The following is a 12,009-nucleotide window of genomic DNA, read 5'->3' on the forward strand; positions in this document are numbered from 1 at the left end:
TCACATGAGCCTTTGAGCACCTTGTGCCGTTATACGCCCAACCACTGTGATAAACGAACGCCCCGGCAGCACGATGACGTGCCGCCGGGGCGTTCGGAGCTACGCGTACTGACGCGCAGAAGCAAGCAGCGAAGATTAACGCTTGCTGTACTGCGGAGCCTTGCGGGCCTTCTTGAGACCGGCCTTCTTGCGCTCGACCGCACGGTCGTCGCGCTTGAGGAAGCCGGCCTTCTTGAGGGCGCCGCGGTTGTTGTCCACGTCGGCCTCGTTCAGCGCACGGGCCACGCCGAGGCGCAGGGCACCGGCCTGACCGGAGACACCGCCACCCGAGATACGGGCGATGACGTCGTAGCGGTTGTCGAGCTCGAGCACCTTGAAGGGCTCGTTGACTTCCTGCTGGTGCACCTTGTTGGGGAAGTAGTCCTCAAGGGTGCGACCGTTGATCTTCCACTTGCCGGTGCCCGGGACGATCCGGACGCGGGCGATGGCGTTCTTGCGACGGCCCAGGCCGGCGGCCGGCTGCGGGTCGCCGAAGCGGCCGGCGAGCGACTCCGAGGTGTACTCGCCCTCGACGGGGACCTCGGACTCGGTGGTGTAGTTCTCGATGTCGACGAGCTCAGTCTCTTCGACCGGCTGCTCAACGGTGGTCTCGGCCACGATTCTCCTCAGATTCTTTTTCGTCTTAGGGGGTGGCCGGAACTACTGCGCGACCTGGGTGATCTCGAACGGGACCGGCTGCTGCGCAGCGTGCGGGTGGTTCTCGCCCGCGTAGACCTTCAGCTTCGAGAGCACCTGACGGCCCAGGGTGTTCTTGGGAACCATGCCCCGGATGGCCTTCTCGACGGCCTTCTCGGGGTTCTTCGCCAGCAGCTCGTCGTAACGGACGGAGCGCAGACCACCCGGGTAGCCGGAGTGGCGGTACGCCAGCTTCTGGGTCTTCTTGTTGCCGGACAGGTGCACCTTGTCCGCGTTGATGATGATGACGAAGTCACCAGCGTCGACGTGGGGGGCGTAGATCGGCTTGTGCTTGCCGCGCAGAATGTTCGCAGCAGTGGTCGCCAGACGGCCCAGGACGACATCCTGGGCGTCGATGACGTACCACTGGCGAGTGATGTCGCCGGGCTTGGGGCTGTACGTACGCACGGTCGTAGCCTTCGCTTCTTCAGTGAGTGGGTCCTGACATGGCCACCACGGACGATCACGACAGCCCTGACCGCACTGCGGTGACGCATACCGCGTGCTGGTCGCTGGTCATCGGCCCCGGTGGACCGGTGTAAGGGCCCCTCACGTGAGAATGAGCAAGCCAATACACATAACGAACTGCAAGCTTACCCGCGGTGGCCCGCGAGGGTCAAAACGCGGGCGCTCACACCCTCTCGGCCCGTCGTCCCCGCCGCTGTGCGACGAGGTGGTCCGGACCGGCGAGCGGCAGGAGGCGGCGGCGCGGGAGCGCCACCGATGCAGTCATCACACACAGGGTAAAGCAGTCACGGAAGGAACGCCGGGTCACCGCTTCCAGCCCGGGCCAGTCCGCGCCGGGCACCTGGGGCACCAGCGCCACCCAGAACCAGGGCCCGCGGACCGCCGCACCGGGGTCCGCCGCCCCCGCGAGCAGCAGCGGCACCACGACGAGCAGATAGTGGTCGTACGAGGGCCGGGACACCAGGAACGCCGAGAGCATCAGCGTCGCCGCGGTCTCGGTGAGCCGCAGGGGCCCGGGGGCATCGCGCGTCCAGCGGCGGTACGCGGACCAGGCCCCGGCGCCGGCCGCCGCGCAGGCCGACGGGACCGCGACCGCGGACGGCACCCCCAGCCGCGGCAGCACGGCCGCCGGGGAGGCCTCGTAGAGCCGGACGAAACCGTCGTGGCCGCGCAGCAGGAACGGCAGCGTCTGTGTGACGAACGCCGCAGGATCGGGCATCAGCAGCGCCGCCCCGCCGGACGCCAGGGCCGGCACCAGGACCAGCGCGGCCAGCCCCCGCCACCGGCGGGCGAAGAGGAAGAGGAGGGCGACGGGCGCGAGCAGCGGCTTCAGGGCGAGAGCGGCGCCGACGACCACCCCGGCCCACCCCCAGCGCTCCCGCACGGCGAGCAGCAGGGCGAGCGGCAGCGCCGCGGCGGCGGTCACGGTCCAGTTGCCGAGCGAGACGAGGTGCCCGAAGGGGGCGAAGCCCAGGGCGAGCGCGGCGGGTCCGAGCACGCCGAGGCGGCTGCGCCAGGAGATGCCGTGGATCCGCAGCGCGCAGGCCCAGCCCGCCACCAGCAGGGCGGTCACCGTCAGCGGGACGAGCACCCGCAGCGCGTCCGCCGGGAGCAGGGTCTGCGGCACCGCGGCGAGCACCGCGCTCGGGAGATAGAGGAAGTGCCGGTCGGCGTAGGGCGATCCGCCGTCCAGCCAGGTCCGGGCCGCCCGGACGACGATCGCGTTGTCCATCCCGCCGTCCGAGGTGCGCAGCGCGACCCCCGCGATGTGCGCGCACAGCACCGTCGAGGAAACCGCCCACGCGTGCCGGGAAGCCCTACGCACCAACCACCCTGAGATGTCACTTTTGCCCTTGCGCATTCAGATCACGCTAGGGGCTCAAGTGCCCGACGGGTCTGACCGGCACCCCCCAACCCCCGTCTAAGATGCGGCGCATGAGTTATGGGCAGGGTGGGCAGGGGCAGCCCCCGTGGGACCCCTGGAAGCCGGGGTCTCAGCAAACGCCTCAGTGGAACAACCAGCGTTCCACCGGGAATCCCGACTGGGCCGCCATGGCGGAGGCTTCCGAAACGCGCAACAAGCGCCGCAAAGTGCTGTTCATCGTGGGCGGGGCGCTGGCCACCATCGCGGTCGGCACCGCCGTGGCCATGGCCGTCGCGGGCGCGGGCGGGAACAACGAGGCCGGGAACCAGCCGTCAGGACTGCCCGCCAGCGCGGACATCCCCGGCGCCACCACGCCGGCCCCGTCCTTCGAGCCGACCTCGGCTCCGCCGCCGCTGGATCCGAAGCAGTTCATAGCCAGCGCCGACAAGGACACCGCGCCGCTGAGCCCGGACATCCTCTTCCCCGGTACGCAGCTCACCATGGGCAACCGCGTGTACCGCAAGGGTCCGACGGCCGATACGAAGGACTGCGCCTCGGCCGCGAAGGGCACGCTGCCCCCGGTCCTGAAGAAGGACGGCTGCACCCGCTTCATGCGGGTCACCTACATCAAGGACGGGATCGCGGTGACGGTCGGCGTCGGCGTCTTCGACACCGAGGCCCAGGCGAGCAAGGCCAAGGCCGACGCGGACAAGAAGAGCATCATCGCCTCGCTCCCCGGCAACGGCATCAAGGCGTTCTGCGACTCGGCGGTCTGCCGTTCGACCACCAACGCCTACGGCCGTTACGCCTACTTCACGCTGTCCGGTTTCACGAACGGCAAGGACGTGACGACGAAGGACACCGCCGTGTTCACCACCGGCGACGACCTCGCCGAGTTCGCGTTCCGTCAGATCAGCCGGCGGGGCCAGGCCCAGGCCTCGGCCGCGGCGAACCGCTAGCGGGGTGCGGGCGGCGACCGTCGAACGACGGCCGCCGCCCCACCGGCTGACCGGAGGTCAGCAGGACGCGCAGCCACCCGTCCCCGGCAACGTCCGCTTGTTCCGGGCCTCTTTGTTGCGTGCGACCAGCAACTCGTCGGCCGGGTAGCCCACTTCCTCCAGCGTCAGACCGTGGGGCCGTACGACGTGCACGGCCGAGTCCCGTACGCGGGCCGCGAGCACCTTGCCCGGCCAGTCGGGCCCGCGGTGCCCGTCCCCCACGAACAGCAGGGCCCCGATCAGGGACCGCACCATGTTGTGGCAGAAGGCGTCGGCCCGGACGGTGGCGGTGATGACGCCGTCCTCGCCCCGGACCAGGCTCAGTTGCTGAAGGGTGCGGATGGTCGTCGCGCCCTCGCGCTTCTTGCAGTAGGCGGCGAAGTCGTGCTCCCCCAGCAGGTGACGGGCCGCCTCGTTCATGGCGTCCACGTCCAACGGCCAGTCGTGCCACAGGACATGACTGCGCAGCAGTGGGTCGACGCCGCCGGGCTCGTCGGTGACGCGGTAGGCGTAGCGACGCCAGATCGCCGAGAACCGCGCGTTGAAACCGGCCGGCGCCTCGGTGAGCGACCAGACCCGCACGTCCTTGGGCAGCCGTCCGGCCAGCCGCTTCAGCAGCTTCTCCCGGTGCTCGGCCCACAGTTCCCCGGGCAGGTCGACATGCGCGACCTGGCCGCGCGCGTGCACCCCGGCGTCGGTCCGGCCGGCCACGGTCAGCTCGTACGTGGTGTCCTTCGTCCGCGTCACCGTCCGCAGCGCGTCCTCGATCTCGCCCTGCACGGTCCGGCGGCCACCGGCCTGCTTCGCCCATCCCGAGAACTCGGTCCCGTCGTACGACAGGTCCAACCGCACCCGGACGAACCCGGGCTCCGCTTCGTCACTCACACCTAGATCCTCTCAAGCCCGGGTTCCTCCCCGGACAACGCGAAAGCGGGCCCGCCCCGAAAAGGGACGGACCCGCTCACAGCAAGGCAGTGCCTCAGGCGTCCTTCGACTCCTCGGCGGGAGCCTCGACGGCGTCCTCGGCCTTGGTGTCCTCGACCTTGGGGGCCTCGGTCTCCTTGGCGGCACGCTTCGTGGCGGCCTCGGCCTCACCGGTGGCCTGCTGGGCCACGGTCAGGGCCTCCACCAGCTCGATGACGGCCATGGGCGCGTTGTCGCCACGGCGGTTACCGATCTTGGTGATACGGGTGTAACCACCCGGGCGGTTCTCGTAGCGCGGGCCGATCTCGGTGAAGAGCGTGTGCACGATGCTCTTGTCCGTGATCACCGAGAGCACCTGACGGCGGTTGTGAAGGTCACCCTTCTTCGCCTTGGTGACCAGACGCTCCGCGTAGGGACGCAGGCGGCGGGCCTTGGCCTCGGTGGTGGTGATGCGGCCGTGCTCGAAGAGCGACTTCGCGAGGTTCGCGAGGAGCAGCTTCTCGTGCGCGGCGCTGCCGCCCAGACGGGCACCCTTGGCGGGCTTCGGCATGATGTTTCTCCTAGGTGTCTGCCCCGGCCGTATCAGGTACCGAGGTCAGTGTCCGAGCGGGCGATTACCCGTCGAAGATCCGGCACTTTTCAGCGCCGGAGGTACCGAGCCCCGTAAGGGGCGCGGGGAACTGCGCGATCAGCCACAGCCGGTCGGCAGTCGAGATCGGTCCGGCGGGACCACCGCCCGAGGACGGCTGCCCCGCCGGAGGCGATCAGTACTGCTCGGTCTCGACGAAGCCCGCGTCCGCGTCGTCGTCGGCGCCGAAGGCGTCGGCGGCGGCGGTCGGGTCGAATCCGGGCGGGCTGTCCTTGAGGGCCAGGCCCATGCCGGCCAGCTTCGCCTTGACCTCGTCGATGGACTTCGCACCGAAGTTGCGGATGTCCAGGAGGTCGGCCTCGGAGCGGGCGACGAGCTCACCCACGGAGTGGATGCCCTCACGCTTGAGGCAGTTGTACGAGCGGACCGTGAGCTCCAGCTCCTCGATCGGCAGCGCGAGGTCGGCGGCGAGGGCGGCGTCCGTGGGGGACGGGCCCATGTCGATGCCCTCGGCGTCGATGTTGAGCTCGCGGGCCAGACCGAACAGCTCGACCAGGGTCTTACCGGCCGACGCCATGGCGTCACGGGGACGCATGGCCTGCTTGGTCTCGACGTCGACGATCAGCTTGTCGAAGTCGGTGCGCTGCTCGACACGGGTCGCCTCGACCTTGTACGTGACCTTCAGCACCGGCGAGTAGATCGAGTCGACCGGGATGCGCCCGATCTCCTGACCGACCTGCTTGTTCTGAACGGCGGAGACGTAGCCGCGACCGCGCTCGACGGTCAGCTCCATCTCCAGCTTGCCCTTGCCGTTGAGCGTGGCGAGGACGAGGTCGGGGTTGTGGACCTCGACACCGGCCGGGGGCGCGATGTCGGCGGCGGTGACCAGACCCGGGCCCTGCTTGCGCAGGTACATCACGACCGGCTCGTCGTGCTCCGAGGAGACGACCAGCTGCTTGATGTTGAGGATCAGGTCGGTGACGTCCTCCTTGACGCCCGGCACGGTGGTGAACTCGTGCAGGACACCGTCGATGCGGATGCTGGTGACAGCAGCGCCGGGGATCGACGAGAGGAGGGTGCGGCGCAGGGAGTTGCCGAGGGTGTAGCCGAAGCCCGGCTCCAGCGGCTCGATCACGAACCGGGAGCGGAATTCGTCGACGACCTCTTCGGTCAACGAGGGACGCTGAGCGATCAGCATGTGGTGATCAGATCCTTCATTCGTGGACGCCCGCTATTTGACGCCCGACAAAGCCTGGCCTCCGAGGAGGCCGGGTACAGCAAGGGTACGGGCGATACGGCCCTTTTACGGAGCCGTACCGCCCGAAAACCTCTGTTCCAGCACAGGGCCGCCGGGATCGGCGGCCGAGCGGCCGTGCGTCAGACGCGGCGGCGCTTCGGCGGACGGCAGCCGTTGTGCGGGGTGGGGGTGACGTCCTGGATCGAGCCGACCTCGAGGCCGGTGGCCTGGAGGGAGCGGATCGCGGTCTCACGGCCGGAGCCGGGACCCTTGACGAAGACGTCGACCTTGCGCATGCCGTGCTCCTGCGCGCGACGGGCGGCCGACTCGGCGGCCATCTGCGCGGCGAAGGGGGTGGACTTGCGCGAGCCCTTGAAGCCGACGTGGCCGGCGGAGGCCCAGGAGATCACGTTGCCCGAGGGGTCCGTGATCGAGACGATCGTGTTGTTGAACGTGCTCTTGATGTGCGCGTGGCCGTGAGCGACGTTCTTCTTTTCCTTGCGGCGCACCTTCTTGGCGGCGCCCTGACGACCCTTGGGGGGCATCTGTTTCTCCTACGGGGAGGTGGTCGGTCCTACAGCGAAGACCGCTGATGAAGCGTTGTCCGCTGAGGACTACTTCTTGCCCGGCTTCTTCTTGCCGGCGATGGCACGACGCGGGCCCTTGCGGGTACGAGCGTTCGTGCTGGTGCGCTGACCGTGGACGGGAAGGCCACGACGGTGGCGAATACCCTGGTAGCAGCCGATCTCGATCTTGCGGCGAATGTCGCCCTGGATCTCGCGACGGAGGTCACCCTCGGTCTTGATGTTGGCGTCCACGTACTCGCGGATCTTGACCAGCTCCTCCTCGGAGAGGTCACGAACGCGCGTGTTGGGGTTCACGCCAGTCTCGGCCAGCGTCTGCTGGGAAAGGGTCCGGCCGATGCCGAACACGTAGGTGAGGGCGACCTCCACACGCTTTTCGCGCGGGATGTCGACACCGGAAACGCGTGCCATTCAATGGCTCCAGTTGTCGTTCGGAGGTCTTCCGCAGAACCGGATCCCGCCCGCCGTCGTCCTCGGATCCGATGGATCGAGATTCGGTACGAACCGGGTCCCCGGCCTCCGACCGGGGGTGTCAGACCTGAGGAGACTCAGCCCTGGGTCCTGCGTATGAACATGTACTGCTTACGTCGCGCGAAATATCTGCGGGTGCAGAAGGTGCGGTCGTGCGTCAGCCCTGGCGCTGCTTGTGGCGCGGGTTTTCGCAGATGACCATGACCCGACCGTGACGGCGGATCACCCTGCACTTGTCGCAGATCTTCTTGACGCTCGGCTTGACCTTCATTAGGTGAGGTTCTCCGGGTCAGTGCCACCCCCCGCGCCCCGGAACGGGAACACGGAGCAAGGCAAGATCTACTTGTAGCGGTAGACGATCCGGCCACGCGTCAGGTCGTACGGAGACAACTCCACCACGACCCGGTCGTCAGGGAGGATGCGGATGTAGTGCATACGCATCTTGCCGCTGATGTGTGCCAGGACCTGGTGGCCGTTCTGGAGCTCGACCTTGAACATGGCGTTCGGAAGAGACTCGACGACAGTGCCCTCGATCTCGATGGCACCTTGCTTCTTGGCCACGCTTCGCCCTTCGAATCGACTACCTTGATCGACTCCGCGCTAGCGCATGCAGACATGCGGGTGCACGAGAGCCGACGAGTCAGTCTACGTCAGGGCTCCCGGAAAGACGAATTCGTCGACGTCCTCCCCCGCCACTCATGACGATGCCCCACCCTTCGGCGCGGTATGCGCGAGGGGCGGGGCGGGCCGATTGCGGGGCCGTCGAGGAATTCGGGGCGGACGAAATCCGCGGTGTGACATCGAACTCAAGGCCGATATCGAGCGATCCTGCGAACGGCTGTACCCGGCGGGCTCCCGTACGCGCGACCGCGGACCGCGGAACCCGGCCGGGCGGGCGCGGCCTCAGCCCGCCAGCGGGTCCGGTGCCGCCGTGACGCCGTACTCGGCGAGCTTGGCGCGGCCTCCGTCGGGGGCCGTGAGGACCAGCGGGCCCTCCTCCGTCAGCGCGACGGAGTGCTCCCAGTGCGAGGACCAGGTCCCGTCCGTGGTGACCACGGTCCAGTCGTCCTCCAGCACCTCGGTCCGCGGGGTGCCCAGCGACACCATCGGCTCGATCGCGAGGCACAGTCCGGGAACCAGCTTCGGCCCCTTGCCCCGCTTGCGCTCGACGTAGTTCAGCAGGTGCGGGTCCATGTGCATCTCGGTGCCGATGCCGTGGCCGCCGTAGTCCTCGACGATGCCGTACTTGCCGCCGCCGGGCTTGGGCTGGCGGCGGATGTACGTCTCGATCGCGCGGGAGATGTCGACCAGGCGGTTGCCGACCTTCATGGCCGCGATGCCCGCCCACATCGACTCCTCCGTCACCCGGGAGAGCTCGATCAGCTCCGGGGCGTGACCGGAGCCCACGAAGGCGGTGAACGCGGCGTCGCCGTGCCAGCCGTCCACGATCGCGCCGGCGTCGATGGAGATGATGTCGCCGTCCTTCAGGACGGTCTTGTCGTCCGGGATCCCGTGGACGACGACCTCGTTGGCCGAGGTGCAGATCGTCGCGGGGAAACCGCCGTACCCGAGGAAGTTCGACTTGGCGCCGTGCTCCTCGAGGACCTTGCGGGCGACCTCGTCCAGATCCCGGGTCGTCGCACCGGGCACGGCGGCCTCACGCGTGGCCGCATGGATCGCCGCGACGACCAGCCCCGCCTCACGCATCTTGGCGATCTGCTCGGGGGTCTTGATCTGCACCATGGTGGCTGCGGCCTTTCTGGACCGGAACAACGGACTACTCCAACGATACGGGGGACACGACCCACCCCGCCCGGGGTCCGGGGGACCCCGCCCCGGGCAGGGCCTCGGCCCCCGCCCGGCTCGCACGTCGGCCGCGGCACCCGGTTGCGGGTGCCGCGGCCGATGCGACGTACTGCTTCACGCCCTCCACGGTGCCTGAGCACCCCGGAGCGGGCCGCGCACGGACTAGGCGTCCTCGCGGGCCAGCGCCTCCATCGAGCGCGCCGTGACCTCTTCCACCTTGCCGAGCGCCGGGATCGTGACGACCAGGCCCTGGGCCTTGTAGTAGTCGATGATCGGCTCGGTCTGCGTGTGGTAGACCTCCAGCCGCGTGCGCACCGTCTCCTCGGAGTCGTCGTCCCGCTGGTACAGCTCGCCGCCGCAGACGTCGCAGACGCCTTCCTGCTTCGGAGCCTTGTACGACACGTGGAAGACGTGCGCCGAGTCGTTGCGGCAGATGCGCCGGCCGGCGATCCGCTTCACGACCTCGTCCTCGGGGACCTCCAGGTCCAGGACCGCGTCCAGCTTCATGCCCTCGGTGCTCAGCATCTCGTCCAGCGCCTCGGCCTGCGAGACGTTGCGCGGGAAGCCGTCGAGGAGGAAGCCGTTCTCCGCGTCGGGCTGCTCCATGCGGTCCTTGGCCATGGCGATGGTGACCTCGTCCGGTACCAGGTCGCCCTTGTCCATGTAGGACTTCGCCAGCTTGCCGAGCTCCGTCTGCTGAGAGATGTTGGCGCGGAACAGGTCGCCCGTTGAGATGTGCGGGATCGCCAGGTTCTTGGCGAGGAACGCGGCCTGCGTTCCCTTCCCGGCACCGGGCGGCCCGACGAGGACGATTCGCATCAGCGGAGGAACCCTTCGTAATTGCGCTGCTGAAGCTGGCTCTCGATCTGCTTCACCGTCTCGAGGCCGACACCCACGATGATCAGGATGCTGGTGCCACCGAACGGGAAGTTCTGGTTTGCATTGAAACCAACCAACGCCACCGTCGGCACGAGAGCGATCAGCCCCAGATACAGCGAACCCGGCCAGGTGATCCGGTTGAGTACGTAGCTGAGGTACTCAGCGGTCGGCCGGCCAGCCCGGATGCCCGGGATGAAGCCACCATACTTCTTCATGTTGTCGGCGACTTCCTCGGGGTTGAACGAGATCGCCACGTAGAAGAACGCGAAGAACACGATCAGAAGGAAGTACAAAGTGATGTAAATCGGGTGGTCACCCTTGGTCAGGTTCTGTGTGACCCAGGTCTTCCAGCCGGAATTGCCCTTCGAGAACTGGGCGACCAGGCTCGGAATGTAGAGCAGCGACGACGCGAAGATGACAGGAATCACACCCGCCTGGTTGACCTTCAGCGGAATGTAGGTCGACGTGCCGCCGTAGGAACGGCGGCCGATCATGCGCTTCGCGTACTGGACCGGAATCCGGCGCTGCGCCTGCTCGACGAAGACCACCAGGCCGACCATGCACAGACCCACCGCGATGACCGTGCCGAACTCGATCCAGCCGCCGGCCAGCTTGCCCTGGACCTTGACGGTCCACAGGGCGCTCGGGAAGGTCGCGGCGATCGAGATGAACATCAGGATCGACATGCCGTTGCCGATGCCGCGGTCGGTGATGAGCTCACCCAGCCACATGACGACACAGGTACCGGCCACCATCGTGATGACCATCGTGATGGTGGTGAAGATCGACTGGTCCGGCACGATCTGCGAGGCCACGGGGCAGCCCGAGAACAGCGCGCCGCTGCGGGCGGTGGCCACCAGGCCCGTGCCCTGCAGGACCGCGAGCGCGACCGTCAGATACCGGGTGTACTGCGTGATCTTCGCCGTGCCGGCCGAGCCCTCCTTCTTGAGGGCTTCCAGTCGCGGGATCACCACGGTGAGCAGCTGGAGAATGATGCTCGCGGTGATGTACGGCATGATGCCGAGCGCGAAGACGGTGATCTGAAGAAGCGCGCCGCCGCTGAACATGTTGATCAGGCTGAACAGCCCGCGGTTCGAGTCGGCGGTGTCGATGCACGACTGGACGTTCTTGTAGTTCACACCGGGGATCGGGATGTGGGTACCGACCCGGTAGACCACGATGATGCCGAGCGTGAAGAGCAGCTTCTTGCGCAGGTCGGGCGTCCTGAACGCCCGGGCGAACGCGGTGAGCACGGTGCCTCCTGCGACCCCCGCGCTACTGCGTCAGAGGGTGACGGTCTTGAGGTTCGACGGATGACTGACAGCTAACCAACAGTCAAAGACCGTCCGGAGTTCCCGTGAGGCACGCCGGACGAAAATCAACAGTGCAGGCCACCTTACCGGCGACACTGCCCCCCTAGGAACGACCAACCGGGGATGCCCCTTTTATGGGCATCCCCGGTCGGGATCGTTCAGGTCATCGAGACGCCTGCTGAAATCAGACGAGCTCGGTGACGGTACCGCCGGCGGCGGTGATCTTCTCCTTGGCGGAGCCGGAGACGGCGTCGACCGTCACCTGCAGCGCCACGGAGATCTCGCCCTGGCCGAGGACCTTGACGAGGCTGTTCTTGCGAACGGCACCCTTGGCGACGAGACCCTCGACGGTGACCTCGCCACCCTCCGGGTACAGCGCGGCCAGCTTGTCGAGGTTCACGACCTGGAACTCGGTCTTGAACGGGTTCTTGAAGCCCTTCAGCTTCGGGAGGCGCATGTGGAGGGGCATCTGGCCACCCTCGAAGCGCTCCGGAACCTGGTAACGGGCCTTCGTGCCCTTGGTACCACGACCGGCCGTCTTACCCTTCGACGCCTCACCACGACCCACACGGGTCTTGGCGGTCTTGGCGCCCGGGGCGGGACGGAGGTTGTGGATCTTGAGCGGGTTGTTTTCCGCCATGA

15 protein-coding genes are annotated in these 12,009 nt (G+C 67.8%); 1 reads left to right on the forward strand and 14 read right to left on the reverse strand.

The annotated features are described in order from the left end of the window. Positions 1–135: 135 nt before the first annotated feature. The 3 genes from rpsI to IO36_RS37210 form a co-directional block, all read right to left on the reverse strand. A complete protein-coding gene (rpsI, locus tag IO36_RS37200) occupies positions 136–657 on the reverse strand; it encodes a 30S ribosomal protein S9 (protein ID WP_037626952.1) in 522 nt (173 codons plus the stop codon). A gap of 42 nt (positions 658–699) precedes the next feature. Then, a complete protein-coding gene (rplM, locus tag IO36_RS37205) occupies positions 700–1,143 on the reverse strand; it encodes a 50S ribosomal protein L13 (protein WP_037626954.1) in 444 nt (147 codons plus the stop codon). 223 nt (positions 1,144–1,366) lie between these two features. Further along, positions 1,367–2,527, reverse strand: coding sequence for a glycosyltransferase family 87 protein (locus tag IO36_RS37210; RefSeq protein ID WP_245173624.1), 1,161 nt, complete (start codon positions 2,525–2,527; stop codon positions 1,367–1,369). A 110-nt stretch (positions 2,528–2,637) separates the two neighbouring features. Here IO36_RS37210 and IO36_RS37215 point away from each other — a divergent pair, with 110 nt between their 5' ends. After that, positions 2,638–3,525 carry a hypothetical protein gene (locus IO36_RS37215; protein WP_037626955.1) on the forward strand — a complete coding sequence of 296 codons (888 nt, stop codon included), beginning with the start codon at positions 2,638–2,640 and terminating at the stop codon, positions 3,523–3,525. A 57-nt stretch (positions 3,526–3,582) separates the two neighbouring features. Here IO36_RS37215 and truA read toward each other — a convergent pair whose 3' ends face one another. From truA to rplO, 11 genes are all read right to left on the reverse strand, one after another. Beyond that, positions 3,583–4,449: a tRNA pseudouridine(38-40) synthase TruA gene (truA, locus tag IO36_RS37220; protein WP_037626957.1), complete on the reverse strand. Its 867-nt coding sequence runs from the start codon at positions 4,447–4,449 to the stop codon at positions 3,583–3,585. A 94-nt stretch (positions 4,450–4,543) separates the two neighbouring features. Next, on the reverse strand, positions 4,544–5,038 hold the full coding sequence (gene rplQ / locus IO36_RS37225; protein ID WP_037626960.1) for a 50S ribosomal protein L17: 495 nt from the start codon (positions 5,036–5,038) through the stop codon (positions 4,544–4,546). Positions 5,039–5,252: 214 nt separating this feature from the next. Beyond that, positions 5,253–6,275: a DNA-directed RNA polymerase subunit alpha gene (locus tag IO36_RS37230; protein ID WP_003966937.1), complete on the reverse strand. Its 1,023-nt coding sequence runs from the start codon at positions 6,273–6,275 to the stop codon at positions 5,253–5,255. 179 nt (positions 6,276–6,454) lie between these two features. After that, on the reverse strand, positions 6,455–6,859 hold the full coding sequence (gene rpsK / locus IO36_RS37235) for a 30S ribosomal protein S11 (RefSeq protein WP_003956432.1): 405 nt from the start codon (positions 6,857–6,859) through the stop codon (positions 6,455–6,457). A gap of 69 nt (positions 6,860–6,928) precedes the next feature. Continuing rightward, positions 6,929–7,309, reverse strand: a complete 381-nt coding sequence (gene rpsM / locus IO36_RS37240; protein ID WP_037626962.1) for a 30S ribosomal protein S13 — start codon at positions 7,307–7,309, stop codon at positions 6,929–6,931. Between the two features lie 217 nt (positions 7,310–7,526). Further along, entirely contained in the window at positions 7,527–7,640 is a 114-nt protein-coding gene (gene rpmJ, locus IO36_RS37245; protein WP_003998809.1) for a 50S ribosomal protein L36, read from the reverse strand. A gap of 68 nt (positions 7,641–7,708) precedes the next feature. After that, positions 7,709–7,930, reverse strand: coding sequence for a translation initiation factor IF-1 (gene infA / locus IO36_RS37250; RefSeq protein WP_003948620.1), 222 nt, complete (start codon positions 7,928–7,930; stop codon positions 7,709–7,711). A gap of 342 nt (positions 7,931–8,272) precedes the next feature. Further along, positions 8,273–9,112, reverse strand: coding sequence for a type I methionyl aminopeptidase (gene map / locus IO36_RS37255; RefSeq protein ID WP_037626965.1), 840 nt, complete (start codon positions 9,110–9,112; stop codon positions 8,273–8,275). A 225-nt stretch (positions 9,113–9,337) separates the two neighbouring features. Continuing rightward, on the reverse strand, positions 9,338–9,994 hold the full coding sequence (locus IO36_RS37260) for an adenylate kinase (protein ID WP_037626967.1): 657 nt from the start codon (positions 9,992–9,994) through the stop codon (positions 9,338–9,340). Then, positions 9,994–11,307, reverse strand: coding sequence for a preprotein translocase subunit SecY (secY, locus tag IO36_RS37265; RefSeq protein ID WP_037626969.1), 1,314 nt, complete (start codon positions 11,305–11,307; stop codon positions 9,994–9,996). Before secY ends, IO36_RS37260 begins: the two co-directional genes overlap by 1 nt. A 244-nt stretch (positions 11,308–11,551) precedes the next feature. Then, positions 11,552–12,007 (reverse strand): 50S ribosomal protein L15, encoded by a 456-nt coding sequence (gene rplO / locus IO36_RS37270; protein ID WP_003974249.1) that lies wholly within the window; start codon positions 12,005–12,007, stop codon positions 11,552–11,554. Positions 12,008–12,009: the final 2 nt, after the last annotated feature.

Source organism: Streptomyces aureus, from assembly GCF_000725495.1.
In the GTDB taxonomy this organism is placed as follows: Bacteria; Actinomycetota; Actinomycetes; order Streptomycetales; family Streptomycetaceae; genus Streptomyces; species Streptomyces aureus_B.

Bases quoted from the DNA above. Each gene is read 5' to 3' on its own strand.
- IO36_RS37215 (WP_037626955.1), top strand. From the start codon at position 2,638: ATGAGTTATGGGCAGGGTGGGCAGGGGCAGCCCCCGTGGGACCCCTGG.
- rplQ (WP_037626960.1), bottom strand. From the start codon at position 5,038: ATGCCGAAGCCCGCCAAGGGTGCCCGTCTGGGCGGCAGCGCCGCGCAC.
- IO36_RS37230 (WP_003966937.1), bottom strand. From the start codon at position 6,275: ATGCTGATCGCTCAGCGTCCCTCGTTGACCGAAGAGGTCGTCGACGAA.
- rpsK (WP_003956432.1), bottom strand. From the start codon at position 6,859: ATGCCCCCCAAGGGTCGTCAGGGCGCCGCCAAGAAGGTGCGCCGCAAG.
- rpsM (WP_037626962.1), bottom strand. From the start codon at position 7,309: ATGGCACGCGTTTCCGGTGTCGACATCCCGCGCGAAAAGCGTGTGGAG.
- rpmJ (WP_003998809.1), bottom strand. From the start codon at position 7,640: ATGAAGGTCAAGCCGAGCGTCAAGAAGATCTGCGACAAGTGCAGGGTG.
- map (WP_037626965.1), bottom strand. From the start codon at position 9,112: ATGGTGCAGATCAAGACCCCCGAGCAGATCGCCAAGATGCGTGAGGCG.
- IO36_RS37260 (WP_037626967.1), bottom strand. From the start codon at position 9,994: ATGCGAATCGTCCTCGTCGGGCCGCCCGGTGCCGGGAAGGGAACGCAG.
- rplO (WP_003974249.1), bottom strand. From the start codon at position 12,007: ATGGCGGAAAACAACCCGCTCAAGATCCACAACCTCCGTCCCGCCCCG.